A 25,318-nucleotide genomic window follows, 5' to 3' on the forward strand; every position below is an offset into this window, starting at 1 on the left:
TCTGCCAAAACTATCACTCCTTTGTTAAGTGAATTGCCTTTACATATGCTAGTTTACCTAATACACAAATATCTGTCAAGTTTTTTACTTGACGAATATTAAAAAACAATTTCGCGGGCCTTTTCGTTCACTCCAGCATCGTGTTATCACTCTTTCTAGTAACACAATTAAAAAAAGTGGATCTATCTTTCAATTAAAACAGATCCACTTCATTTCTTAAAATTATGCTTCTTTATTCATTAAATCTCCAAATAGGCCATATACAAATTGTTCCGCTTGGAATGGTTGTAGGTCGTCCATCTTTTCTCCAAGGCCGACGAATTTTACTGGTACTTTTAATTCGTTTCGGATTGCAAGAACAATACCACCTTTAGCTGTACCATCTAATTTCGTTAAGACGATACCAGAGACATTTGTTGCTTCAGAGAATGTTTTTGCTTGTACAAGTCCATTTTGGCCAGTAGTTGCATCAATTACTAGTAATACTTCGTGTGGTGCACCAGGTACCTCTCTAGCAATGACATTTCTTACTTTTTCAAGTTCTTTCATTAGGTTGACTTTATTTTGTAGTCGACCTGCAGTGTCACAAAGTAAAACATCAACTTTACGAGCTTTAGCAGCTTGAACCGCATCATACATTACTGCAGCTGGGTCCGAACCTTCACCTTGTTTAATTGTGTCGACACCAACACGTTCTCCCCAAACTTCTAATTGATCGATTGCTCCAGCTCTAAATGTGTCTCCAGCAGCAAGTAGTACTTTTTTACCTTCTGTTTTAAGTTTATGAGCGATTTTACCAATTGAAGTTGTTTTTCCTACTCCGTTAACTCCAACGAATAATACAACTGTTAAACCATCAGGATTTAAATTTAATTTAAATGAATCTTCAGTTAAATCATCACCTTTATACAATTCAACTAATTTTTCAGAAATTACTTCTTGTACACCTTTTGGATCTTGAATATTTTTTCGTTTAACTTCAAATTTCAAGTCCTCTACTAGCTCCATTACTGTGTTTACACCAACATCAGCCATTATTAGAATTTCTTCAAGTTCTTCAAAAAAATCTTCATCTACTTTACGATATCTTGCAAATAAATCGTTTAACCCTTCTGTTAAGTTATTTCTAGATTTCTCTAAACCAGATTTAAATTTTTGAGTCACTGACTCCGTTTGCTTTGAGATTGTTTCTTTTAATTTTTTAAAAAAGCTCATAATTTCAATCCTTTCTAATTACCATTCGATAATAATGCTTCGCCTTCATCCAGACGTACTGATACTAGCGTAGAAACTCCATATTCTTGCATTGTAACACCATATAATACATCGCATTCTTCCATCGTGCCTTTACGGTGTGTAATAACAATAAATTGAGTTTGTTCACTAAAATATTTCAAGAATTTTGCAAAACGAGCTACATTGGCCTCATCTAGTGCAGCTTCAACTTCATCAAGTACACAGAAAGGTACTGGACGTACTTGTAAAATTGCAAAAAGTAGAGCGATTGCCGTAAGTGCTCGTTCGCCGCCTGATAATAAGCCTAAATTTTGAAGCTTTTTACCTGGTGGTTGTGCAACAATATCGACACCTGTTAACAATAAATTTTGCTCATCTGTTAGAACTAAATCAGCTCTTCCTCCACCAAACAACTGAGTAAAGACGACTTGGAATTTTTCACGAATTGCACTAAAACTCGTTTCGAATCGTTTTGTCATTTCTTCGTCCATCTCACTAATTACATTGTAAAGTGTGATTTTTGCTTCATTTAAATCAGTTCTTTGTTCCTGAAGAAAATCATGTCGTTCAGATACTCGTTCATACTCATCAATTGCACCAATATTTACAGTTCCTAATTCCTCAATTGAACGCTTTAATAGTTTAACTCGTTTCCTTGCATCCTCAACAGTCATTTCTAGTGTATACTTCATTTTTGCCGCTTCATAAGTAGTCATATACTTTACATTCAGTTGTTCAAGACGATTTTCAAGCTCTACATCAAGTCGATTACTATTCACTTCTTGCTGTTTTAGTAAATCCGAAAGTGACTTATATTGACGTTGCTTTTCTCTTAATGATTGAACATAATCTTCTAGTTCTGTTTGAAAAGCAATTCTTTGCTCTCGACGTTTCGAAATAATTTCTGTCGTTTTTGAAAATTCAATACGAGTATCAGAAATAATATTCTCGAGCTCTTCCTTACCGTTTTCATTCGTCATCAGTTCACTTGATAAGAAGATTATTTTTCCCTTCGTATCTTCAAGAAGTTGCTTTAGTTTTATAGAGTTTTCTTCAAACTGGCGAATTCTTTCGTTGCTATAACTTAACTTTTGCTCTTCTTGTGCAAGGGAAATTTTCAGACTAGTTAACTTCGATTGTAATTGATCTTTTATTTCCTTTTGATTTAGTTTCCGTTCAGTTAATTCATTGATCTTTTGCTCTTTTGAAATAATCTCATCTTTCACTTTCGCATATAACGATGATAATTCCTCAAGTCGGTCTTTAATCTTTAATAAATCACTAGCTGAACTTCCCATTTCTAAATCATAAATTGCTAAAGCATCGTTTATATTTTTTTCTTCAAATTCGATACTTTTTAGTTGTTCCATAATTGAAACAATTGTTTGCTGAACTTTTTGAATTTCTTCATTTAAGTTTTGAGCTTTAGAAGAACTTTCGAGATTTGTCGCTTTAAGAGTTTGTACTTCATCCTCAAGCAAGTTTGTTTTCTCTTGCATATCTTTTAGCTTAACAGTAATTTCTTCTAATTCTCGCTGTCTTCCAATAAGTGAAGAATTCGTAGTTCGAACAGCTCCACCTGTCATTGCCCCACCAGGATTAACTACATCACCTTCAAGCGTAACAAAGCGATAGCGATGTCCAACAAGTTTGGCCAATTCATTAGCACCTTTTAAATCTTGCGCGATTAAAACTGTTCCAAGTAAGTTTTGAATCACCTGCTCGTACTCGCTTGAATAATTAACAAGTGATGATGCAACACCGATAAAGGAAGGATTTCTTTTTAATCCATCAATAACATTAGCTGGTACAAAACGTGCTTTCACAATATTCATTGGTAAAAATGTAGCTCGGCCTAATCGTTGTTGCTTTAGAAATTGAATGGCTCTTCTAGCATGTTCGTCATTTTCAACAACAATTTGTTGTGTAGCTGCACCAAGCGCAATTTCAATAGCAATTTCATATTGTTTATTTGTTGTAATTAGTTCAGCAATTGCACCTTTAATACCTTCTAATCTAGTGCCTCTTGCTTTCAAAATTTCTTTAACCCCTTGATTAAAACCAGCAAAATCTTCTTGAAGTTCTTCAAGGGTTTCTTTTCTTGATTTTGTTTGTTGAATAAACTGATAAGCTTTATTAAGTAATTCTTCTTTTTCTTTTAAAACTGATGAAGTTTCATCATACTGTTTTTTCAGTGATTCAAATTTACTATTTAACTCTTTAAACGTTAAATCAAATTGTTCTTTCTCATTAAGCAATTCAGTTTTTCTATTCTGTAATTGCTCTCTTTGACGAATGTATTTTTCATTTTCTAAATCTAATCGACTCGATTTTACTGAGTATTGTTCGCTTTGCTTTTCTAGCATCGTTTTTTCATTTTTTATCGATGCTTGATTATTTAAAAGCTCAATATAATCAGATTTTATTAATTCGATTTGTTCTTCAAGATCCCCCTCATAAGAGGTAATCTCATTTTGGATCTCAACAATATTGTTTTTTGTTTTATTTACATTTTGACGAGAAATTTTTTCTTGTTCTTTTTCAGCTTCGATTAATTTATTCGTTTCGTTTATTTGTTCGGTAACTTCATCAACTTGTTTTCTTAATTGTTCAGATTGAGTTGAAGTATTTCTTTTTCGCTCCTTCATTAGCTCTTTCTGACCTTCATATTTTTCCAAGTTTTTTGTTACAGTTAATAAAACTTGTTGCAATTGATCGATTGATTCATCTAATGCATTTAATTTCTCTTGTAATTCATGTTGTTTTGATTCTTCAGTTGAAATCTCCGTCGATAACGCAATTTCTAAATCAGCGTTTTGGGCAATTTCTACTTTAAGCTCCTCCCATTTTTGGTGAAGCGATTCAATTTCGTATACTAATAGAGCTGCCTCAACCTTTTCTAGTTCATCTCTATGTTCTATGTATTCTTTTGCAATTGAAGCTTGCATTCTTAATGGTTCAATTTGAGAGCTTAACTCAAATAAAATATCATCAACTCGATTTAAATTTTCTTGCGTTTCAAATAATTTTGCTTCAGCCTTTTTCTTTCGATTTTTATATTTTAATACACCAGCTGCTTCTTCGAAAATGCCTCTTCGTTCTTCTGGCTTACTGCTTAATATTTCTTCAACCTTTCCTTGAGAAATAATAGAGAATGCCTCTCTGCCAAGTCCAGAATCCATAAATAAATCAACAATATCTTTTAACCGACAAGATTGTTTATTAATATAAAAATCACTATCTCCAGAACGGTAAACACGTCTAGTTACACTTACTTCACTATACTCAAGTGGTAATTGTTGATCTTCATTATCTAAAGTCAGCGTAACTTCTGCATAATTTAAAGGTTTTCGTCCATCACTACCAGCAAAAATGATATCCTCCATCTTCGCTCCTCGTAATGATTTGACTGACTGTTCGCCTAGTACCCATCTAATGGCATCTGTAATATTACTTTTACCACTTCCATTTGGTCCTACAACTGCTGTAACACCTTTTACAAAATCTATCGTAACTCGCTGAGCGAATGATTTAAATCCAATTATATCTAGTCGTTTGAGGAACAACTATAATTCCCCCTTTTTTATACTAATTATATACACAAAAACTCCCCCATAAAAGGGGGAGCAGACTGCCCGCCAAACGCTCGATTTCTTCATTGATTCAACTGTCTTACGGCGCTTTGCATCAGTCTTAAAATCCAGTTTAATTGATATTTCTTACTTTATTTCCTTGACTCTTTTAATTTTAATAATGCTTCTTTTGCTGCTTGTTGCTCCGCTTCTTTTTTAGATCTACCACTACCGATTCCTAATGTTTCACCATTTAATAGTACTTTTGAAACAAATTCTCGGTTATGAGCTGGTCCTTTTTCTTGAAGTATTTTATACTCGATTGAACCTGTGGAGTCTCTTTGTACAAACTCTTGTAATTGACTTTTAAAATCCATCACATGCGAAAAAGCACCATCGTTTATTTTTGGGAATATATGAAGAGATAAGAAGTTAATAACTGTTTGTAATCCTTGGTCCAAATATAATGATCCAATGAATGCTTCAAAAACATCCGCAAGTAGTGCTGGACGTGTTCTACCACCTGTCATTTCTTCCCCGCGACCAAGTAATATATATCGACCAAAATCTAATTCATTCGCAAATTTCACAAGTGATGGTTCACAAACGATTGCTGCACGTAATTTTGTTAATTCGCCTTCACTCATTGTAATATATTTTTGAAATAAATATTGTGAAACGGTAAGCTCTAAAACAGCATCCCCTAAATATTCTAATCTCTCATTATCTTCATATGGTTTTTTACGATGCTCATTCACATAGGATGAATGTGTAAACGCTTGAATAAGCAAGCTCTCATTATTAAACTTAATATTTATTTGTTTTTGTAATTTTATAAAATTCTCTTTTTCAACATCAGAAAGTTTATATTCTCTTACTCTTCTTGAATGCGGCATATTTACCTCCAACTAAAAAGCAGTTTGATATGCTGCTAAACCTACTAGTCAAGAAAATGATGAGAAGTCCCGTATAAAATACGGGACTTTTCTCATTACATGTTGCTCTCTATGTAGTTCACAACATCACCAACTGTGACGATTTTTTCAGCATCTTCGTCAGAAATTTCTAATTCAAACTCATCTTCTAATTGCATTACTAATTCAACTACATCTAATGAGTCTGCGTCTAAATCTTCTTTGAAACGGCTTGTAACTTGGATCTCAGATTCTTCAACACCTAAACGGTCAACAATAATCTTTGATACGCGTTCTAATACATCTTGCATTATTATTCACCTCCCCCCAAATATTGTCTACTTATGCATTATACATAAAAATGTGGCAAACGCCAAACTAATTCATTACAAGTCCACCATCAACATTGATTGTTTGTCCAGTAATATATCTACTAGCATCCATTGCTAAGAATACGACTGCGTTTGCAATATCTTCTGGTTGACCAAAAGATTGCAATGGAATATTCGATAACATTTGTGTTCTAATTTGCTCATTTAATTCATTTGTCATATCAGTTTCAATAAAACCAGGAGCAATCGCATTAACTGTAATATTTCTAGAAGCTAATTCCTTAGCTGCTGTTTTAGTTAAACCTAATACGCCCGCTTTTGCAGCTACATAGTTCATTTGTCCTGGGTTACCAATTTGTCCAACAACTGAGCTAATATTAATGATGCGGCCATTACGTTGACGAGTCATAAACTTCGCTGCTGCTTTAATACAATTGAATACACCTTTTAAGTTTGTATCAATTACATCATCCCAATCAGCATCTTTCATACGTAATAAAAGACCATCTCTTGTAATACCTGCGTTGTTTACTAGTATATCAATACTACCGAATTCATCAACAGTATTTTTTACTAATGCAGCCACTTCTTCACTATTTGATACATTTGCTTTAAATGCAATAGCTTTAACTCCAAGTGCTGTAATTTCTTCTACAACATTAAGAGCAGCCGCTTCATTCCCAGAATAATTAACAACTACATTCGCACCATTTTTTGCTAAAGATAATGCGATTGCTCGTCCGATTCCTCGAGAACCTCCTGTAACTAATGCAACTTTACCTTTTAGCATGATTTGATTTCCTCCCATTCATTTAAAAATTGGTTTAATGTTTCAACATCATAAACATTTACTAATTTTGATGATGGAGAGATTGCTTTTACTAATCCAGTTAATACTTTACCAGGACCAATTTCAACGAATGTATCAACACCAAGGTCTACTAATTCTTGAATTGATTGGTTCCATTTTACCGGAGAATATAATTGATTCACTAATAATTCCTTAATTTCATTTGCATCTGTAACAACTTTAGCAGTAACATTTGAAATTAATGGTGTTACACAATCATTTACATTTATTTTACTAAGCTCGTTTTGGAATTCTTCACTTGCAGGTTTCATTAAAGATGAGTGGAATGGACCACTTACTTTTAACGGTAATACACGTTTAGCACCAGCTTCTTTTAGTAAACCAGAAGCAATTTGCACACCTTCTGCATCACCTGTGATTACTACTTGTGTTGGAGAATTATAGTTCGCAATACCTACTGAATGGCCATTTTTATTTACTTCAGAAATCACTTCTTCAATTTTTTCTGGAGCTAAAAATAATACAGCTGCCATAGCACCTTGTCCTACTGGTACAGCTTGCTCCATTAATTGTCCACGTTTATGTACTAATTTAACACCGTCTTCAAATGAAATGCTATCTGCTGCTACAAGCGCTGTAAACTCACCTAAACTATGACCAGCGACAAAGTCTGGTTTAATTCCAGCTGATTTAATCTTCTCAAGCATAGCAATTGAAGTTGTTAAGATTGCTGGCTGTGCATGATATGTAGCAGTTAACTCTTCATCAGTTCCATTGAAAATAATATCAGAAAGACTAAAACCAATTTGTTCGTTAGCAGTTTCAAAAATAGATCCACATTCAGTATAGCTCTCAGCTACATCTTTACCCATTCCAACTTTTTGTGATCCTTGTCCAGGAAAAATAAACGCCACTTTACCCATTGGAGTGACCCCCTTATGCATTTGATTCGATTTTTTCCATGTGATCACTTACTAGTTTTACAACATTATGTTCAACCATCGTTTTGGTTTGCTTAATGGCACTAAAAATCCCAAAAGCATCAGAACTTCCATGAGCTTTTATAACAGGTGATTTTAGACCAAATAACGCTGCTCCACCATACTCAGAGTAATCCATTTTCTTTTTTACACCTTTTAAGTTTGGTTTCAATACAGCTGCAGCAAGCTTTGATGTGAAATTAGTAAGCATCGCATCTTTTATTAATGAAAACATTGCAAGTGCAGTACCTTCAATCGCTTTTAAAGCTACATTTCCAGTATACCCGTCTGTTACTACTACATCTGCTACTGAGTTCATTAAGTCTCTAGCTTCAACATTTCCTATGAAATTTAAATTACTTTCTTTTAGTAACTGGAATGTTTGTTTAGCAAGTTCATTCCCTTTTTTATCTTCCGTACCGACATTTAGTAATCCTACTGTCGGGTTCTGTATTCCTCTTACTTTTTCGGCATATACAGAGCCCATTATCGCATATTGAAGTAAATGATTTGCTTTTGCATCAACATTTGCACCAACATCGAGGAAAACAAAGCCCTTGCCATCTAAAGTAGGCATGGTTGGTGAAAGTGCAGGTCGCTCTACACCTTCCATTCGGCCAACGACTAATAGGCCCGCTGTCATTAATGCCCCAGTATTTCCAGCAGAAATACAAGCATCAGCATTTCCTTCTTTTACTAGGTTTGCCATTAAGACCATAGAAGCATTCTTCTTTCTTCTAACTGCTCTAACTGGCTCTTCAGTTCCTTCAATTACTTCATCTGTATGGATAATCGTTATATTTTTATCATTCGTTAAGAATGGTTTTATTTTTGATTCATCACCAATTAAAGTAATATGTATATCATTTAATTTTTCAACTGCAAGCATTGCACCTTCAACAATGGCTTTTGGAGCATGATCTCCCCCCATTGCATCGATAGCTAATTTCATCTTGTTCACTTCCTATTCTTCAATACTTCGGTGGTACATTTCGAACAAGCCATGGAATACATGTTCTTTTTCAACATAGCCATTGATATCAACAGTAGTGCGCCTCGGATCTCCTTTTTGTGGTAAAACCTTTGCCTTCGCAATTACTCGATCATTTGTTTTTACTGGTTTAATAAAAACAAAATTGGATTTAGCTGTAAGAGCTAAATCATCATGAATAACCGCAACTGCTAATGAATTAGCTTGGGCAAATAAGTGATGACCTCGGGCAATTCCATTTCTACTAAAAGTATGCTCTTCCTTAACGTCAAATATAGAAATGGCACTTTCATTTAAATGAATATCAATAACTTCACCGATTATTTCATCAACTGGTAGTGATTTTACATCTTCTAATTGCTGAGTGGCAACATTTTTGATGCGTTCCCTTAACTCAGGAATTGATAATTCAAGACGATCAAGACGGATAGTTTGTATGCTTACAGATAGTTGATTAGCTAAATCTTCATCTGTAATAAACGGATTTTCTTTTATAATTTTTTTTAACAATTCATGACGATCTTTTTTATTTCTTCTCATATTACATACCTCAACTACTAATTTGTGACCAGGTATTAAATACAGTTTATATTAAAAATCCACGTATTACAATAGTTTTTTGACAAACTTTTAATACCTAGTACTAATCTAACTTTTCTGAATTAAATATCCCTGTTCTGTCTAAGTACATTCTTAAATCTTGATATTCATTAGCTTTCCAAAATACATCCGAATTAACTAATAATGTTGCATCGTTTCGTGCAACTTCTAATGCACGATAGTCATGAACCATATCCGCCATTTTAAATTCGGGTACACCACTTTGTTGTTTTCCAAAGAAATCTCCTGGTCCTCTAAGTTCTAAATCTTTTTCACTTAACTCAAAACCATCGTTTGTTTCTGTCATGATTGTTAGTCTTTCTTTTCCTACTTCACTCTTTGGATCACCAACTAAAATACAATATGATTGTTCAAAACCTCGTCCTACTCGCCCTCTTAGCTGATGTAATTGAGAAAGTCCAAACCGATCTGCATCATAAATAACCATAACAGTTGCATTCGGAACATTTACCCCTACTTCTACAACTGTCGTTGAAACTAATATTTGAACATCATTTGCAGCAAATGCCTTCATCACGTCATCTTTCTCTGAAGATGCTAGCTTTCCATGCATCAAACCAACCTTTGCCGTATTTTGATAATGAAAAGATAAAACACTATGTAAATCTAATGCATTTTGAAGGTCTAATTTCTCTGACTCCTCAATAAGTGGACAAATTACATATGCTTGTCGTCCATTTTTAATTTCTTTACTAATAAAATCTAAAACGCGATCAAACATTTCTTGTTTAACCCAATATGTTTCTATTTTTTTCCGACCAGCCGGGTATTCATCAATAATCGATACATCCATTTCACCAAAAGCTGTTATAGCCAATGTTCTTGGGATTGGAGTTGCTGTCATAAATAAAACATCAGGGAAGTACCCTTTTTCTCTTAAAACTCTTCGTTGACCAACACCAAACCGATGCTGTTCATCTGTTATAACTATGCCTAATTTATTAAATTGAACCTCATCTTGAATTAATGCATGAGTACCAACTAAAATATGTACCTCACCATTTTTTAATCGTTCCAAAATTTCACGTCGCTTTTTACCTTTTACAGAACTTGTAAGAAGTTCAACATTTACTTCCGTATGTTGCAGCATTTTTGCTAAAGATTCGAAATGTTGCTCAGCTAAAATTTCTGTAGGCACCATTAATGCCCCTTGATACCCATTAAGGGTACATGCATACAATGCGATTGTAGCGACAACAGTTTTTCCTGAACCAACATCACCTTGTAATAAGCGATTCATTCGATAAGGACTTTTTAAATCTGTGAATATTTCTTGTACAACTCTATTTTGAGCTGATGTCAAAGGAAATGGTAAGGATTGGATTAGTTGTTGAATTTTTTCAATATTTAATGTTTTTGGGATACCTTTTGATTGATTGCGCTGAATTTTTCGAAGTGCTTGCATTTTTAGTTGAAAAAGAAAAAACTCTTCATAAACAAAGCTTCTTCTAGCTTGTTTTAAACTATTCGCATCAATTGGGTGATGTAGTAATCTCATTGTTTCTGAACGATGTAAAAGTTTATATTTTTGAATTAGTTCTTTTGGTACTAAGTCATTTATTAAATGTCCAAATTTTTTAAACGACTGCTCAACAAATTTACGCATTGTTTTTACAGACATTTTCCCCTTAATGGAATAGACAGGCTCAATTTCATGACTATTCGTACGTGATCCAAATACAATGTCAGATAATAAAATCGTTTGTTTATGTTGATCCCACTTACCAGAAACAGTTACAAGCTCATTTAAGTTTAATTTTGTTTTGAGGTATGGTCGATTAAAACAGATAACTGTTATTAAGTATCGATCAACTAAAAGACGAAATGTTAGTCTCGATTTATTTTTGCCAAAATATTGAAGAAGAGGAGCGCTATGAACAATCCCTTCGACAGTCACGCGCTCTTCATGCTTTACTTCTGATAGATCCTTATTTCGAAAATCCTCATATCGATACGGTAAATATTCGATTAAGTCATTTATCGTAAAAATACCCATATCATTTAATTGTGTTTCAGTTTCCTCGCCAACACCACTTAATATAGATACTTTTTGTTCTAGTTCATTACTCACTATTTTTTTAGCGAAACACCAAATATTTTTGCTTCCAATTCACGACCTGTTGGCGTTGCCGCTAGACCTCCTTCTGCAGTTTCTCTTAGCGCAGATGGCATTGTTTGACCAATTCGATACATAGCATCGATTACTTCGTCACATGGAATACGACTTGTAATTCCTGCTAATGCCATATCTGCAGCTACCATTGCATTAGCAGCACCCATTGCATTTCGCTTAACACACGGTACCTCTACTAATCCTGCAACCGGGTCACATACTAAACCAAGCATATTTTTTAAAGTAATGGCAAATGCTTCAGCACTTTGACTTGGAGTACCACCAGCCATTTCAACGATCGCTGCTGCTGCCATACCACTTGCAGAACCCACTTCCGCTTGACAACCACCCGCAGCACCTGAAATTGACGCATTATTTGCTACAACAAAACCAAAAGCACCTGATGCAAATAAGAACTCAATCATTTGCATACGAGTAGGATTCAATTTCTCTTTTACAGCAAATAAAGTTCCAGGAACAACACCTGCAGAACCGGCTGTAGGTGTTGCACAAATTGTCCCCATTGCGGCATTTACTTCATTTGTGGCAACTGCTTTGCTAACAGCATCTAATAATAAATGACCTGAAAGGGAATTACCTTTTGCAATGTAATTTTGCAGTAATACCGCGTCTCCTCCAGTTAAACCTGTTGGCGAGTGAACACCTGCAAGTCCTCTTTCAACAGCTTTTTCCATCACAACAAGATTTTGCTCCATTTTAGCTATAATCTCTTCACGCCTTCTGCCTGTAAAATCCATCTCTTGTTGAATCATTATTTCAGAAATTTTAACATTTTTTGATTCAGCTAATTCTACTAATTCTGCAACATTTTTAAACATTTTTAGTTCCCCCTCTCCTTAATCAACCATTTTCGTAACGCGAATGATATGTGGTAACGATTCAACTTCTTTTAAAATTTTATCATCTAAGTCTTGGTCGACCTCAATTGCCATCAGTGCAATTTGTCCCACTTCTTTGCGTGAAACTTCCATATGGCCAATATTTACAGCATATTTCATTAGGACATTTGTTACACCAGCAATCGAACCAAAACGGTCATTATGAACAACTAGGATTGCAGGGTAATTACCCGAAAGTTTCAGTTCAAATCCATTCAACTCAATAATTTCAATTTTCCCACCACCGATTGAAATACCTACTAATTCAAATGGTTGGTCATCATCAAGAATAGTAATTTTCACTGTATTTGGATGTTCCGTTACTGCATCTTCTTCAATGAAATCAATAGACATGCCTTTTTCTTTTGCAATATTTAATGATTCTGGTATACGCTCATCAAATGTATCAAAATCTAATAATCCACCAATAAGTGCAACATCTGTACCATGTCCACGATATGTTTTAGCAAATGAACCATATAATGAAATCAATATCTTTTTTGGTTCTTTTCCATAAAGATTTCTTGCAACACGACCAATTTTAGCCGCTCCCGCTGTATGTGAACTTGAAGGACCAATCATAATTGGACCAATTATGTCAAAAACACTTTTATATTTCATCACGTTTCCCCCAATACGTTATAGTAAAAGCGTATTATATTTATTTTTTGTTTTGTAAGAACAAATCATTTATATAAAAAGTTGGTATTATGGACTAACCAATGTCCACTTTATAGTGTAATACGAAATTCTACAGACTTCTACGTTATTTTACATTAGACTTTAAATAAATTACAAAAAAAAAGAAGAAGTGATCACACTTCCTCTTCTATCTTTGTATATTTTATCTTATTCGATCGAAAAAATATATGAATATAAAGGCTGGTTTCCGTTGTGAACTTCAACTTCTAAGTGATCAAAACTCTCTTCGGCAAATTCAACTAATTTTGTAATTTCTTCCTCAGATACATCTTGGCCATATAAGATTGTTAATATTTCAGAATCTTCATCAATCATATCTTGTAATAATTTTTTTGCCGCCTCTAATTGATTTGCATCTGTTGTAACAATTTTACTTTCAAGGATTCCCATGAAATGATCTTTTGTGATTTCTACGCCATCAATTTCAGTATCTCGAACCGCATAAGTTATTTGACCTGTTTTTACTGACTTTAAAGCATCTTGCATTCCAGATTTATTTTCATCTAATGTTGCAGTAGGATTAAATGATAATAAAGCTGACATACCTTGAGGTACTGTTTTAGACGTTACAACTGCTACATTACATTCTGCAACAGATGCAGCTTGCTCAGCAGCCATTACAATATTTCCGTTGTTAGGAAGTACAATAACATTTTCTGCGTTGCATTGTTCGATCGCTTTAACAATGTCTTCTGTACTAGGATTCATTGTTTGACCGCCTTCAATTACTACAGTTGCCCCAATACTTTCAAATAATTCTTTAATGCCAGATCCCATTGCTACTGTAACAATCCCAAATTCTTGTTTTTCAGTAGATTTTGCAGACTCATTATTAGAAGGAGATTCATTTGAAACCTCTTCATGTAGTAAGTTAGAATGTTGTTCGCGCATATTTTCGGCTTTTAGTTTTAAAAAGCTTCCAAATCGTTGACCTAAATTAAATACTTCTCCAGGGTACTCAGCGTGAATATGAACTTTTACAATTTCATCATCAGCAACTACTAATAAAGAATCACCCCATGCACTTAACTCTTTACGGAAAGTATCAATGTCAAATGGATGTTTTTTTAATTTATCTTTTTCAAATCGCACCATGAATTCTGTACAGTATCCGTATACAATGTCTTCAGTATTTAACATACTTTGTACATTACGATGTTCTGCTTCAACTAGTTCCTCAAGTGAAAGAGCCGCCTCAGCACCTTCTAGAGAAATTTCTTCACCTTTTAAAGATGCTAGAAATCCTTCGTAGACAAATACTAAACCTTGACCTCCGCTATCGACTACACCAACTTGTTTCAATACAGGTAGTAAATCTGGAGTACGGTTTAATGATGCATTTGCTTCAATAATTGTTTCCTCAAGGAACGGAATAAATTCTTCATGAGTTTTTGCTAAGACAACTGCTTTTTTTGCTGTTTCTCTTGCAACTGTTAAGATTGTTCCTTCAATAGGCTTCATAACAGCTTTATAAGCAGTTTCTACCCCTGCTTCTAATGCTTGAGCAAAATCAGTTGTTGAAATTGTTTCCTTTGTTTCAATTGATTTAGAAAAACCTCTAAATAATTGAGAAAGGATTACACCTGAATTTCCACGCGCACCCATCAATAAGCCCTTTGCAAAGCTTTGACCAACTTTCCCTACATGACTATTCGGTTTTTCTTTTACTTCCTTAGATCCAGAAGTAATAGAAAGATTCATATTTGTTCCAGTATCACCATCTGGTACCGGGAATACATTTAATGAATCTACAAATTTTACATTTTTCGTTAAGTTATTTGCACCTTGAATCACCATATCTGCAAATAATTTACCGTCAATACGTTTTATCGACACAAATTCTCCTCCTTAATGCGTCTTTACAGGTTTGCTACTTTCACACCTTGAACAAAAATATTAACAGAGTCAACTGACAAGCCTAATGTTTGATCAAGAGTGTACTTCACTTTATTTTGTACGTTATTAGCAACTTCAGAAATCTTCGTACCATAGCTTACAATTATGTACATATCGATATTAACGTCTTCACCTACTTGGCGAACAATAACACCTTTTGTAAAGTTATCTTTTTTTAGGATTTCTGTAAGACCATCCTTAATTTGTTTCTTAGAAGCCATTCCAACAATACCGTAGCAATCAATGGCAGCTCCACCAGCAATTGTAGCGATCACATCTGTACCAATTTCGATTGTTCCATATTGAGTTTTCATTTCTAATGACATAATTTGGTCCCCCTTATTGGATAATCCAAGTATAGTTAGTTATACTACTTACCTATTATTGTATACCTTTTTTCAAAATAATTCTATCGACTCACTACAATATTAGCATTTAATACTATTTTAGCTGTTATGATCGAAATACAATTTAATGAATTTCTTTTCAATAAGTCAGAAGGTCCCTATTTAATATTTAGTATATCACACATTTCAATGTCAAGGTTTTTTTCTTGAACAACTTACCAATAACTGTTGCATTAAGTAGAGCGGTATGATAAATTATAGTAGTGTTTGAATGAAAATAATCATTGAAATGTTATTCCGTTTTTTGTTAGGAGGGAAATAGATGGCTCGTGTTTGTGTAATCACAGGTAGAAAGTCTCGTTCTGGTAACAGTCGCTCTCACGCTATGAATGCTTCAAAACGTACTTGGGGTGCTAACCTTCAAAAAGTTCGTATTTTAGTAAACGGTAAACCAAAGCGTGTTTACGTTTCAGCGAGAGCATTAAAATCAGGTAAAATTGAGCGCGTTTAATTTATTAACGTACTAAAAAGCATAGCGATCCGCTATGCTTTTTTACTTTTTTTATGACCTTTTACCTCAACCGAAAAATCCAACCCCAACTAAAACTAAGCGTCTTTTTTAAATGTACTCAGCATGGCACGAACAAGTCCGCCAAGAAATTTTGGTAATTTAATCGTATAAAATCTCATGCTTTCCCTCCTACAAGCTTTCTAGCATTTTTAAGGAAAAGATTAATCCTATTACATTCTACTTGCGCTGAGCGAAATCTATGACATGAAATTGTTAATCTTTGCTCCTTACTACTAATGCTATGCCCTCGCTAAATGAAATAGACCCTTCACTCTCTAACAGTTCATTGCTTACACACAGTGATGATCCAATCTCCAGTAAATGATTAGTAAGTGGATATTTAAACCCCTTTAAGGTTAAATCTTTTACTTTAGCACCTAAAGCAAAAAAAGATACGTATTTAAAATGCTGCAATTTACGAATAAAATGGGTACCTTGTTGAATAACATATATTTCGTTATATTCATCAACGATTTTAATTGGTACATTCGAATTCATAAATTTTATTAATAATGTAATACTACCAAATTCATGATCTAAACGTTTTCCAGTTACACAATGGATCATAATCTTTTCTGGTTTTTGTCTAATTGCCCATTGAATAGCTAGTTCTAAATCTGTTTCATCTTTTTCAGGAGGGTAAATAAAAACATTTGGGACTAGCCTTTTTATTTTTTCTAAATTTTCTTCACTTAAAGAGTCAAAATCACCGAATATTGCTTCTGGAATTAATCCTTCCTCAATTAAGTAATGAGCTCCATTATCAACGCCAATTAGCTGCTTTTTTTCGTCTTTTGAAGTAATTTCAGTAATTGTGTTCGATTTCGGTCCTGCACCTACAATATGTATAATCAATTTTTTCTTCCACCTTTAAAAAAAATGCAATCGAATGTCGATTGCATTTTTTGTTTCATTATTAGATTTACCATGCAATTTATGATTACATTATCCTCTAATTTTCGCTATTGCTTCTTTTCTGTCTTCCTTATTATAAACTGCAGAACCAGCTACTAATACGGTAGCACCTGCTTCTATACAGATTTTAGCCGTTCGCTCGTCAACCCCACCGTCAATTTCAATTTCAACTGATAGATTGCGCTCTTTAATTAGATTAGCAACTTGTCTTATTTTAGGGACAACTGAATGAATAAATTTCTGCCCACCAAAGCCAGGATTTACTGTCATTAAAAGGACCATGTCGACATCGTCTATAATCTGTTCAATTGTTGAAACTGGAGTCGCAGGATTAAGAACCACACCTGCTTTAATACCAAATGATTTAATCGTTTGAATCGTACGGTGCAAATGTGTACAAGCTTCGACATGAACGGTAATAATGTCTGCTCCAGCTTTTACAAATTGCTCTATGTATTGATCAGGTTTTTCAATCATTAAATGTACATCAAGTGGAAGCTTCGTCACTGGTCTAATTGCTTCTACAATTAATGGTCCAATTGTAATATTTGGTACAAAATGACCATCCATTACGTCTACGTGAATATAATCTGCACCTCCACGTTCTACATCTAAAATTTCTTCTCCAAGTTTAGCAAAATTTGCTGAAAGGATTGATGGTGCAATTTTAACCATGATTAATACCTCGGCTTTCTATCTCTTATTTCTTCTATGAATGATACATAATGATCATATCGCTTAGGAGAAATTTCCCCACTTTCAACCGCAGCTTTTACAGCACATTTTGGTTCTTTTAAGTGGGTACAACCTCTAAATTTACATTCTTGACTTTTTTCTCGCATTTCTACAAAACAATACGATAAATCTTCAGCTTCAATTCCAATAAATTCCAAAGAACTAAAACCAGGTGTATCTGCAACTAGTCCCTGTCCAATTTTGATTAATTCAACATGTCTAGTTGTATGTTTTCCTCGTCCTAAATGCGAGGAAATAATACCTGTTTTTAAATCAAGCTCTGGGTTTATCGCATTTAATAGAGTTGACTTACCAACGCCAGATTGTCCTGCAAATACAGATATTTTATTTGCCATATGTGGAAGAACTTTTTCTAATCCTTCTTCAGTTTTAGAAGAAGTTAAACATACTTCATATCCAATTTGGCGATAATAAGAAACGTATTCATACACTAATTTTAATTGTGTTTCTGAACACAAATCGATCTTTGTAATAACAATTAAAGGTTTAATTTCATTAAATTCAATTAATACAAGGAATCGATCTAATAATATGGGAGAAAAATCAGGCTCTACTGCTGAAAAAACTAAAATGGCTTGATCAACATTCGCAATAGGTGGTCGAACAAGTTCATTCTTACGCTCTTTTATTTCAAGTAGATAACCTTCTCCACTCTTTTCGATATGATATTCTACCTCGTCTCCAACTAAAGGTGTTATTTTCTTATTACGAAAATTTCCTCTGCCACGACAAGCAACAACTGTCTCATCTGTCTCGACATAATAGAATCCACTCAATGCTTTTATGATTTTGCCTTCTGGCATATACTCACTCCTACAGCTCTTTAATTCGATGGATAAGGTACATCTCTTTCTGCAATAACTTGACCATCTTTAACAATTTTATAGGAAGCAGTTTGTCCAGGATCAATTGTCACTTCTACTGGTATAGTAGTTGTTTCGGTGATCGATTTTGAAATTGCAGGTTTTTCACCATTATTATTTTTATCCCTAATAAATACCTCTATTAACTGAGGTGTACTAGGATTCGTTGGGGTGTATGGAACTTGTACATTGATCGTTACTTTTTTCGTCTTTTCTTTTTGTTTTCCTGAGGAAATAACGACATTTAATGTATCTCCTTCTTTTACTGCAACGTTAGCAGATGGAGTTTGCGAAATAACATGATTTTCAGCAACTGTTCCAGATTCTTCTTTCGTTACGTTAAGCTTTAGGTTATTATCACCTGCATAGGTTTCAACATCTTTTCTAGACCATCCTTTTAGGTCACGAAGAGTGATCGTCGATGCCCCTTTACTTATCCATACATTTAAATCTGTTTCTGATGGAACGACTTCAGCCCCTACGTTTGGAGATTGGTCGGTTATTTCACCTTCTCGTGCATCACTTTCGATAAAATGCGTTGTAACCGAACGATAATCGTCTTGTAATCGAGATTTTATTGTGTTGTATAGGAACCCTTTTAAGTCTTCCATCTCGTTACTCTTTTTACCTTTTGATTTATAGATCGTTATTGATGAATTTTCTTTAACAGTTTCCCCAATATTAGGAGAGGTTTTTACTACTTTTCCTTCATCTACTTCATCATCAAAAATTTCTTTCGGATCGCTTATTTTTAACCCTTTTGATGCAAGCAATGTAACTGCACTTTCATATGTCATATCCTTAACATCAGGAATTTCTACGTCTTCAGGTAAAAATAACGCAGGAATTAATGTTATTGCTAATAAACCACCAATTAAGAGTGCAATAAATGTACCAATAATAAACTTTGCAAAAGAATTTTTCTTCTTCCGTTTTAAATTATCAGGTTCATCATTTTTGACAGGTTCTTTTTTGATTGGTTCTTTTTCTTTAATTGCTTTTTTCTTTGTTGGTACGACAACTGTATCATCACTAGTTGGTACAGGAATATCCTTTATAATCGGTATTACCTTTGTTTCATCATCATTTGTAGGAATCACAAAAGGTTTTTCATTTAAACGATTATGATCTAAAGCTGTTTGTAAATCTAGCTTCATCTCATCTGCGGTATCGTATCGATAAAAGATATCTTTGGCTGTCGCTTTTAAAACGATATTTTCAACACTTTGAGGTATTTCTGGATTAAATTTAGTTGGTGGTGGTACTTCGCTTTGTAAATGTTTTAATGCGATCGCAACTGCACTTTCACCCGAAAATGGTAGTTTTCCAGTTAACAGCTCAAACATGACAATACCTAAAGAATAAATATCTGATTTTTTGTTCGCAACTCCACCTCTTGCTTGTTCTGGTGAGAGATAGTGAACAGAACCAAGTACTGAATTTGTTTGTGTAATTGTTGCAGCCGTCGAAGCTGTCGCAATACCAAAGTCAGTTACTTTTACGTTTCCTTCATTATTTATTAAAATATTTTGCGGTTTTACATCTCTATGAACGATTTGAAAATGATGCGCATGCGCTAATGCTGAGGCTAATTGTTCCATAATCCTCAATACTTCTTTTGGCTTTATTGGTGTATGATTTTGAATATACTCCTTTAAAGTCTCACCTTCAACGTATTCCATGACGATATACTGTAATCCATCTTCTTCCCCAACATCATATGAGCTTACGATATTTGGATGAGAAAGTGAAGTAACTGAATATGCTTCACGTTGAAATCTTCTTAAGAAATCAGGGTCATTTGAAAAATCAGCTTTTAACATTTTTACAGCTACATCTCGATCTAATATCATATCACGGGCTAAATAAACGTTTGCCATACCGCCGACACCAATTAATTTTAAAATCTTATATCGGTCGTTTAGGCGTCTACCAATAATCACGCTCATCATCACCCTTTCTCTATATTTCTAGGCTCAAACTTAATAATGGCAAGCGTGATGTTATCTTCTCCACCAAGATCATTTGCGAGTGTAATCAACTGGTTACCGAGAACATCGATTGGTAGATTTTCATTTAATTTTTCATTGAAAAGTTCATTTGATATTTTATTCGATAAACCATCTGAACATAAAATGATTAAATCATCTTCTTCCCAAGTTAAAGTTTTAATATCAACGTCAACTGTTTCCTCTGTACCAAGTGCTCGCGTTATAATATTTTTACGTGGGTGAATTTCTGCATCCTCCATCGAAATTTGCCCAAATTTAACAAGTTCAGCGACAAAAGTATGATCTTCTGTTATTTGCTTAAACCCTTCATCATTCCTCAAGTAACTTCTACTATCACCTATATGTGCAATCGTAAAAAATAAAGGAGTACAAATAATCGCTTCAAGAGTTGTACCCATCCCCTTGCACTCTTCATTTTGTTCTGAATGAACTAATAAATTTGTATTTAATTGTGCTACAATATTTTTTAGCCATGATTCGGCTTCAACCGGTGTTTCAAATTTACTAGTATTTTTCCACTCTGCTTCAAGAAAATTGATCGCCATCATACTAGCAACCTCACCAGCTAAATGGCCACCCATTCCGTCTGCAACTACAGCTAATACGATTCCTGAATCGTTCGTAAAAATACCTACGCTATCTTCATTATGCTCTCGAACTTTCCCCGTATCAGTTTGAAAAAAAGTTTGCATTGTTTCACCTCGTCTCCTCTTTACGCTCCTTTGCACGCAACTGTCCACAAGCTGCATCTATATCATGACCTTGTTCACGACGAATTGTAACATTCACTCCATTATTTTTAAGTACTTTTTCAAATGCAAAAATTTGTTCTTTTGGTGTTCTTACGTAATCTCTTTCAGGTACGTAGTTAACTGGAATTAAATTAACATGACATTTAACTCCTTTAAGTAGCTTTGAAAGTTCTTCAGCATGCTCAACTTGGTCATTTTCACCACCGAATAAACCATATTCAAACGTTACACGTCTACCTGTTTTTTCAACATAGTAACGAACAGCGTCCATTAAATCCGGTAATTTGTATGCACGGTTAATTGGCATTAATTTAGAACGCAACTCACTATTAGGAGCATGTAAAGAAATCGCGAAATTAATTTGAAGACCTTCATCAGCAAAATTATAGATTTTTGGAATGATTCCACTTGTTGATACTGTTATATGTCTTGCACCAATATTAAGACCTTTATCAGAATTAACAATTCGTAAGAAATCCATTAAACCATTATAGTTATCAAATGGTTCGCCTATACCCATAACTACAATTGAGCTAACTCTTTCTTCAACTTCATCAATTGCACGTTGTACTTCTAATACTTGTGCTACGATTTCACCTGCTTCAAGATTTCGTTTTAAACCACCAAGAGTCGATGCACAAAAAGTACATCCAATTCGACAACCTACTTGTGTCGTTACACATACAGAATTGCCATAATTATGTCTCATTAAAACAGTTTCAATTGAATATCCATCATGTAATTCAAATAAAAATTTCATCGTACCATCTGAAGAGGTTTGTTTAACTAATGTTTTTAATGTCGTAATTGTAAAATTCTCTTCAAGTAACAAACGTAAATCTTTTGGAATATTTTGCATTTCTTCAAAACTTTCAACTCGTTGAACATATAGCCAATTATAAATTTGCTTAGCACGGAAAGCCTGCTGCTTTTGCGCCTTTAACCAATCCTCTAAATCACTCACTTTTAACGAGTAAATTGAGGTTTTATGCGTTTTTTCTATTTTGATTGAATTTGTTGTATTTTCTAATTTCAACGTTACACCTTCTTCCTTAATCTTGCAATAAAAAATCCATCCGTTCCAAAATAATGTGGTAAAAGCTGTATATACCCTTTTTGGACCGATTTATTTTTAGTTAATTTTTCCGGAACATGATCAATTAATGAATGATCTAATTCATAATCTTGATGCTCATCTAAAAAAGCTTCAACTACATCAATATTTTCTTCATGTCCTACTGTACAAGTGCTATATACTAAAGTTCCACCTGGCTTAACTAACTTTGAAGATTCGTCTAAAATAGACTTCTGAACTCTTTGTAAGTTTGATACATCAGTGGCATTCTTTTTTAATAAAATATCCGGTTTACGACGAATTACCCCTAAACCAGAACATGGAGCATCTACTAATACTTTGTCAAATAATCTTCCTTCAAATTCTTCAGGAGCTTTTCTTGCATCTAAAGCTTTCGTTTCGATATTATCTAAACCTAAACGATTAGCTTGGTCTTTTATTAACTTTACTTTATGCTTGTGCAAATCTAATGAAGTGACCGATCCAGTTCCGCCTAACAACTCAGCAATATGAGTTGATTTCCCTCCTGGAGCTGCACATGTATCTAATACATCTTCACCTTTTTCAACTCCAAGTGCTTGTGCAACTAACATCGAACTTTCATCTTGAATTGAAAGGTAACCTTCTTTAAATGCATTCGTATGAGCAACATTTCCTTTTTGGATTTCTATTGCAAATGGAGACAGTTTTCCTTCCTTGACTTGTACTCCTTCATCTTCAAGCATTTTAATTACTTCTTCTCTTGTTGCTTTCATCGTGTTGACTCTTGCAGTTTGAAACGGGGGAAGTATGTTCTCTTCACATATTTTTCTCGTTTCTTCTTCTCCGAATTCTTTGACCCATTGTTCAATTAACCATTTTGGATGATTCGTTTCAATTGAAAGCCTTTCAATCGGGTCTTTTATTTCATCGATTGATCGTAAACCATTTCTTTGAATATTTCTTAAAACCCCATTTACTAATGAAGCAATTCCTTTATGGCCTTTCTTCTTAGCAATATTAACAGCTTCATTTAATACTGCATGAGGAGGGATACGATCTAAAAAATGCAATTGATATAATGAAAGTTTGATTAAAATATAAACCCATTCTTCTAATTTTTTCTGATTTTTAATGAATGGTTCTAAATAAAAATCTAACAATTGATCTCTTTGGATTGTTCCGTAGATTATTTCTGTTAATAGTCCCGAATCAGCAGAAGATAAATCATTCTTTTGAATATAGTTATTTACTAACAAATTACTATACGATTGATTTTTATAAACTGAAAGAAGAGCCTCTAAGGCAATCTCTCGTACATTTTTACTCATGTTATTCTCCTAACTTCATTCCGCGTTCAATAAATGAACCTGCACCATTAATATATTGCTTTGCTTCCATTCGCTTTTTACCAGCAGGTTGTAAATCTGTAATTTTGATGGCAGTATGATTACCTGTTGCTACTAATATGCCATCATTTAAAACATCAATTATTTCACCTGGTGTAGAATTTTGATTCGTATTTACTTTTTCACTCCACCAAACTTTTAAAACTTCTCCGTTTAATGTAGTATAAGCTACTGGCCAAGGGTGTAAACCTCTTACGTGATTATAAATCTCTTCACCAGTTTTTGACCAATTAATTTGTTCTTCCTCACGTTTAATATTTTTCGCAAAGCTTACTTTACTTTCATCTTGCTTAACTGGCGTAATTTCACCTTTTAATAATGGTGGGATTGTTTCTGAAAGTAAATTCGCACCAGCTATACTTAATTTATCGTGAAGAGTTCCAACGTGATCTTTTTCTTCAATTGGAACAACGACCTTGGCCAACATATCACCAGCATCTAATTTTTCAACCATATACATAATTGTTACACCAGTTTCACTCTTGCCTTGAATGATTGAATAGTGAATAGGAGCTCCACCTCGTAATTCTGGTAACAATGAAGCATGTACATTTATACAACCAAATTTAGGAGCATCAAGAATTTCTGAAGGAAGAATTTGTCCAAAAGCTGCAGTAACAATTAAATCTGGTTTCAACGCCAATACTTTTTCTGTTTCTTCTGGTTGTCTAATTTTTTCAGGTTGTAAAACTGGGATATTATGTTTTAAAGCCTCTACTTTAACAGGAGGAGGAGTTAACACTCTTTTTCGACCAACAGGGCGATCTGGCTGAGTTACTACTCCGACTACATCATATCCTTCTTCGATTAATCTTCTTAAAACAGGAACAGAAAAATCTGGTGTCCCCATAAAAACAATCTTTGTCATTTTATTGCCTACCCTTCTAATTCACTTTCTTCGTAGTATTTCGAGACTTTAGAAGTGAATAATACTCCATTTAAATGATCAATTTCATGTAAAAGTGCACGTGCTAAAAATCCACGTGCTTCTATAATAAAATATTTTCCACGTTTATTTTGTGCTTTTATTTTCGCATAGCTAGGTCTTGTTACATCACCATATAAATTAGGGAAACTTAAACAACCTTCAACATCAGTTTGCTCACCCTTTGTTTCCATTACGATTGGATTAATTAAATCAATTCTTCCATTCTCATCTTCAACATCAACAACAGCAACTTGTTGCAGAACCCCAACTTGTGGAGCTGCTAAGCCAACACCATCTGCTGCTAGCATTGTCTCATACATATTATTTAAAAGTTTTACTAAATTTTTATCAAATGTCGTCACTTTTTCACATGGTGTTTCAAGTACTTCATTTGGATATTCTACTATTTTTAATAAAGCCAATTTCACAACTCCTATCTTGATTGTTTGTTAAATTTATTTTCTTAAAACGTCATTTGTCTTATGCTTCTAGCGACTCTAGCAAACGCCTTCCGCTTTTCGAGTTGTCCAGCTCCAGGCGTTAGCCCCTCGAGGTCATAAGCCAAGGTCCGATAAAGGTAAAAACCAACCTTTTTCGGCCCTTGTCTTATGCTTGCCGGAGCTAACCAGTCGCCTCCACTTTTC

General features: G+C 34.1%; 24 protein-coding genes. 1 reads left to right on the top strand and 23 read right to left on the bottom strand.

What is annotated here, in order from left to right; genetic code table 11:
* Nucleotides 1-222: 222 nt before the first annotated feature.
* The 13 genes from ftsY to CN925_RS18955 all read right to left on the bottom strand — a co-directional run bounded on the left by ftsY (nt 223) and on the right by CN925_RS18955 (nt 15,393).
* Nucleotides 223-1,215 carry a signal recognition particle-docking protein FtsY gene (gene ftsY / locus CN925_RS18895; protein ID WP_098848371.1) on the bottom strand — a complete coding sequence of 331 codons (993 nt, stop codon included), beginning with the start codon at nt 1,213-1,215 and terminating at the stop codon, nt 223-225.
* Nucleotides 1,216-1,229: 14 nt separating this feature from the next.
* Complete coding sequence (gene smc, locus CN925_RS18900; RefSeq protein ID WP_098848372.1) at nt 1,230-4,802, bottom strand: chromosome segregation protein SMC; 3,573 nt, start codon at nt 4,800-4,802, stop codon at nt 1,230-1,232.
* A gap of 158 nt (nt 4,803-4,960) precedes the next feature.
* A complete protein-coding gene (gene rnc / locus CN925_RS18905) occupies nt 4,961-5,704 on the bottom strand; it encodes a ribonuclease III (RefSeq protein ID WP_098848373.1) in 744 nt (247 codons plus the stop codon).
* A 95-nt stretch (nt 5,705-5,799) separates the two neighbouring features.
* Nucleotides 5,800-6,033, bottom strand: a complete 234-nt coding sequence (gene acpP, locus CN925_RS18910; RefSeq protein WP_088012963.1) for an acyl carrier protein — start codon at nt 6,031-6,033, stop codon at nt 5,800-5,802.
* 67 nt (nt 6,034-6,100) lie between these two features.
* Nucleotides 6,101-6,844: a 3-oxoacyl-[acyl-carrier-protein] reductase gene (gene fabG, locus CN925_RS18915; RefSeq protein WP_098848374.1), complete on the bottom strand. Its 744-nt coding sequence runs from the start codon at nt 6,842-6,844 to the stop codon at nt 6,101-6,103.
* Nucleotides 6,838-7,788: an ACP S-malonyltransferase gene (fabD, locus tag CN925_RS18920; protein ID WP_098848375.1), complete on the bottom strand. Its 951-nt coding sequence runs from the start codon at nt 7,786-7,788 to the stop codon at nt 6,838-6,840. Before fabD ends, fabG begins: the two co-directional genes overlap by 7 nt.
* A gap of 13 nt (nt 7,789-7,801) precedes the next feature.
* Nucleotides 7,802-8,797: a phosphate acyltransferase PlsX gene (plsX, locus tag CN925_RS18925; protein WP_098848376.1), complete on the bottom strand. Its 996-nt coding sequence runs from the start codon at nt 8,795-8,797 to the stop codon at nt 7,802-7,804.
* Nucleotides 8,798-8,809: 12 nt separating this feature from the next.
* Nucleotides 8,810-9,376: a transcription factor FapR gene (gene fapR / locus CN925_RS18930; protein ID WP_097975511.1), complete on the bottom strand. Its 567-nt coding sequence runs from the start codon at nt 9,374-9,376 to the stop codon at nt 8,810-8,812.
* A gap of 103 nt (nt 9,377-9,479) precedes the next feature.
* Nucleotides 9,480-11,528 (bottom strand): ATP-dependent DNA helicase RecG, encoded by a 2,049-nt coding sequence (gene recG / locus CN925_RS18935; protein ID WP_098848377.1) that lies wholly within the window; start codon nt 11,526-11,528, stop codon nt 9,480-9,482.
* Nucleotides 11,528-12,409: an L-serine ammonia-lyase, iron-sulfur-dependent, subunit alpha gene (sdaAA, locus tag CN925_RS18940; RefSeq protein WP_098848378.1), complete on the bottom strand. Its 882-nt coding sequence runs from the start codon at nt 12,407-12,409 to the stop codon at nt 11,528-11,530. The genes recG and sdaAA overlap by 1 nt, the downstream gene beginning before the upstream one ends.
* Before the next feature lie 18 nt (nt 12,410-12,427).
* Nucleotides 12,428-13,090, bottom strand: a complete 663-nt coding sequence (sdaAB, locus tag CN925_RS18945) for an L-serine ammonia-lyase, iron-sulfur-dependent subunit beta (RefSeq protein ID WP_098848379.1) — start codon at nt 13,088-13,090, stop codon at nt 12,428-12,430.
* 228 nt (nt 13,091-13,318) lie between these two features.
* On the bottom strand, nt 13,319-15,007 hold the full coding sequence (locus CN925_RS18950; protein ID WP_098848380.1) for a DAK2 domain-containing protein: 1,689 nt from the start codon (nt 15,005-15,007) through the stop codon (nt 13,319-13,321).
* 23 nt (nt 15,008-15,030) lie between these two features.
* Nucleotides 15,031-15,393, bottom strand: a complete 363-nt coding sequence (locus tag CN925_RS18955) for an Asp23/Gls24 family envelope stress response protein (RefSeq protein WP_088012978.1) — start codon at nt 15,391-15,393, stop codon at nt 15,031-15,033.
* A 343-nt stretch (nt 15,394-15,736) separates the two neighbouring features.
* On the opposite strand from CN925_RS18955, the gene rpmB reads away from it, so the two are divergent.
* On the top strand, nt 15,737-15,925 hold the full coding sequence (rpmB, locus tag CN925_RS18960; protein ID WP_025568947.1) for a 50S ribosomal protein L28: 189 nt from the start codon (nt 15,737-15,739) through the stop codon (nt 15,923-15,925).
* Between the two features lie 95 nt (nt 15,926-16,020).
* Here rpmB and spoVM read toward each other — a convergent pair whose 3' ends face one another.
* From spoVM to def, 10 genes are all read right to left on the bottom strand, one after another.
* Entirely contained in the window at nt 16,021-16,104 is an 84-nt protein-coding gene (gene spoVM, locus CN925_RS18965) for a stage V sporulation protein SpoVM (protein ID WP_056470930.1), read from the bottom strand.
* A 94-nt stretch (nt 16,105-16,198) separates the two neighbouring features.
* Nucleotides 16,199-16,840, bottom strand: a complete 642-nt coding sequence (locus tag CN925_RS18970; protein ID WP_098848381.1) for a thiamine diphosphokinase — start codon at nt 16,838-16,840, stop codon at nt 16,199-16,201.
* 90 nt (nt 16,841-16,930) lie between these two features.
* The gene (gene rpe / locus CN925_RS18975) at nt 16,931-17,575 is read right to left on the bottom strand and encodes a ribulose-phosphate 3-epimerase (RefSeq protein WP_098848382.1); all 645 of its coding nucleotides are present in this window, start codon (nt 17,573-17,575) and stop codon (nt 16,931-16,933) included.
* Nucleotides 17,576-17,577: 2 nt separating this feature from the next.
* Nucleotides 17,578-18,459 carry a ribosome small subunit-dependent GTPase A gene (gene rsgA, locus CN925_RS18980; RefSeq protein WP_098848383.1) on the bottom strand — a complete coding sequence of 294 codons (882 nt, stop codon included), beginning with the start codon at nt 18,457-18,459 and terminating at the stop codon, nt 17,578-17,580.
* A 20-nt stretch (nt 18,460-18,479) separates the two neighbouring features.
* Nucleotides 18,480-20,462: a Stk1 family PASTA domain-containing Ser/Thr kinase gene (gene pknB / locus CN925_RS18985; protein ID WP_098848396.1), complete on the bottom strand. Its 1,983-nt coding sequence runs from the start codon at nt 20,460-20,462 to the stop codon at nt 18,480-18,482.
* An 8-nt stretch (nt 20,463-20,470) separates the two neighbouring features.
* Nucleotides 20,471-21,223 (bottom strand): Stp1/IreP family PP2C-type Ser/Thr phosphatase, encoded by a 753-nt coding sequence (locus tag CN925_RS18990; protein ID WP_098848384.1) that lies wholly within the window; start codon nt 21,221-21,223, stop codon nt 20,471-20,473.
* A 4-nt stretch (nt 21,224-21,227) separates the two neighbouring features.
* A complete protein-coding gene (gene rlmN / locus CN925_RS18995) occupies nt 21,228-22,319 on the bottom strand; it encodes a dual-specificity RNA methyltransferase RlmN (RefSeq protein ID WP_180233019.1) in 1,092 nt (363 codons plus the stop codon).
* A 2-nt stretch (nt 22,320-22,321) separates the two neighbouring features.
* On the bottom strand, nt 22,322-23,668 hold the full coding sequence (rsmB, locus tag CN925_RS19000; RefSeq protein WP_098848385.1) for a 16S rRNA (cytosine(967)-C(5))-methyltransferase RsmB: 1,347 nt from the start codon (nt 23,666-23,668) through the stop codon (nt 22,322-22,324).
* 1 nt (nt 23,669) lies between these two features.
* A complete protein-coding gene (fmt, locus tag CN925_RS19005) occupies nt 23,670-24,614 on the bottom strand; it encodes a methionyl-tRNA formyltransferase (RefSeq protein WP_098848386.1) in 945 nt (314 codons plus the stop codon).
* 8 nt (nt 24,615-24,622) lie between these two features.
* Complete coding sequence (def, locus tag CN925_RS19010; RefSeq protein WP_098848387.1) at nt 24,623-25,096, bottom strand: peptide deformylase; 474 nt, start codon at nt 25,094-25,096, stop codon at nt 24,623-24,625.
* Between the last annotated feature and the right edge of the window lie 222 nt (nt 25,097-25,318).

It is taken from the genome of Bacillus sp. AFS055030 (assembly GCF_002574545.1).
Lineage (GTDB): Bacteria > Bacillota > Bacilli > Bacillales > Bacillaceae_G > Gottfriedia.

Bases quoted from the DNA above. Each gene is read 5' to 3' on its own strand.
- ftsY (WP_098848371.1), bottom strand. From the start codon at position 1,215: ATGAGCTTTTTTAAAAAATTAAAAGAAACAATCTCAAAGCAAACGGAG.
- rnc (WP_098848373.1), bottom strand. From the start codon at position 5,704: ATGCCGCATTCAAGAAGAGTAAGAGAATATAAACTTTCTGATGTTGAA.
- acpP (WP_088012963.1), bottom strand. From the start codon at position 6,033: ATGCAAGATGTATTAGAACGCGTATCAAAGATTATTGTTGACCGTTTA.
- fabG (WP_098848374.1), bottom strand. From the start codon at position 6,844: ATGCTAAAAGGTAAAGTTGCATTAGTTACAGGAGGTTCTCGAGGAATC.
- fabD (WP_098848375.1), bottom strand. From the start codon at position 7,788: ATGGGTAAAGTGGCGTTTATTTTTCCTGGACAAGGATCACAAAAAGTT.
- plsX (WP_098848376.1), bottom strand. From the start codon at position 8,797: ATGAAATTAGCTATCGATGCAATGGGGGGAGATCATGCTCCAAAAGCC.
- fapR (WP_097975511.1), bottom strand. From the start codon at position 9,376: ATGAGAAGAAATAAAAAAGATCGTCATGAATTGTTAAAAAAAATTATA.
- sdaAA (WP_098848378.1), bottom strand. From the start codon at position 12,409: ATGTTTAAAAATGTTGCAGAATTAGTAGAATTAGCTGAATCAAAAAAT.
- sdaAB (WP_098848379.1), bottom strand. From the start codon at position 13,090: ATGAAATATAAAAGTGTTTTTGACATAATTGGTCCAATTATGATTGGT.
- CN925_RS18955 (WP_088012978.1), bottom strand. From the start codon at position 15,393: ATGTCATTAGAAATGAAAACTCAATATGGAACAATCGAAATTGGTACA.
- rpmB (WP_025568947.1), top strand. From the start codon at position 15,737: ATGGCTCGTGTTTGTGTAATCACAGGTAGAAAGTCTCGTTCTGGTAAC.
- spoVM (WP_056470930.1), bottom strand. From the start codon at position 16,104: ATGAGATTTTATACGATTAAATTACCAAAATTTCTTGGCGGACTTGTT.
- rpe (WP_098848382.1), bottom strand. From the start codon at position 17,575: ATGGTTAAAATTGCACCATCAATCCTTTCAGCAAATTTTGCTAAACTT.
- rsgA (WP_098848383.1), bottom strand. From the start codon at position 18,459: ATGCCAGAAGGCAAAATCATAAAAGCATTGAGTGGATTCTATTATGTC.
- CN925_RS18990 (WP_098848384.1), bottom strand. From the start codon at position 21,223: ATGCAAACTTTTTTTCAAACTGATACGGGGAAAGTTCGAGAGCATAAT.
- rsmB (WP_098848385.1), bottom strand. From the start codon at position 23,668: ATGAGTAAAAATGTACGAGAGATTGCCTTAGAGGCTCTTCTTTCAGTT.
- fmt (WP_098848386.1), bottom strand. From the start codon at position 24,614: ATGACAAAGATTGTTTTTATGGGGACACCAGATTTTTCTGTTCCTGTT.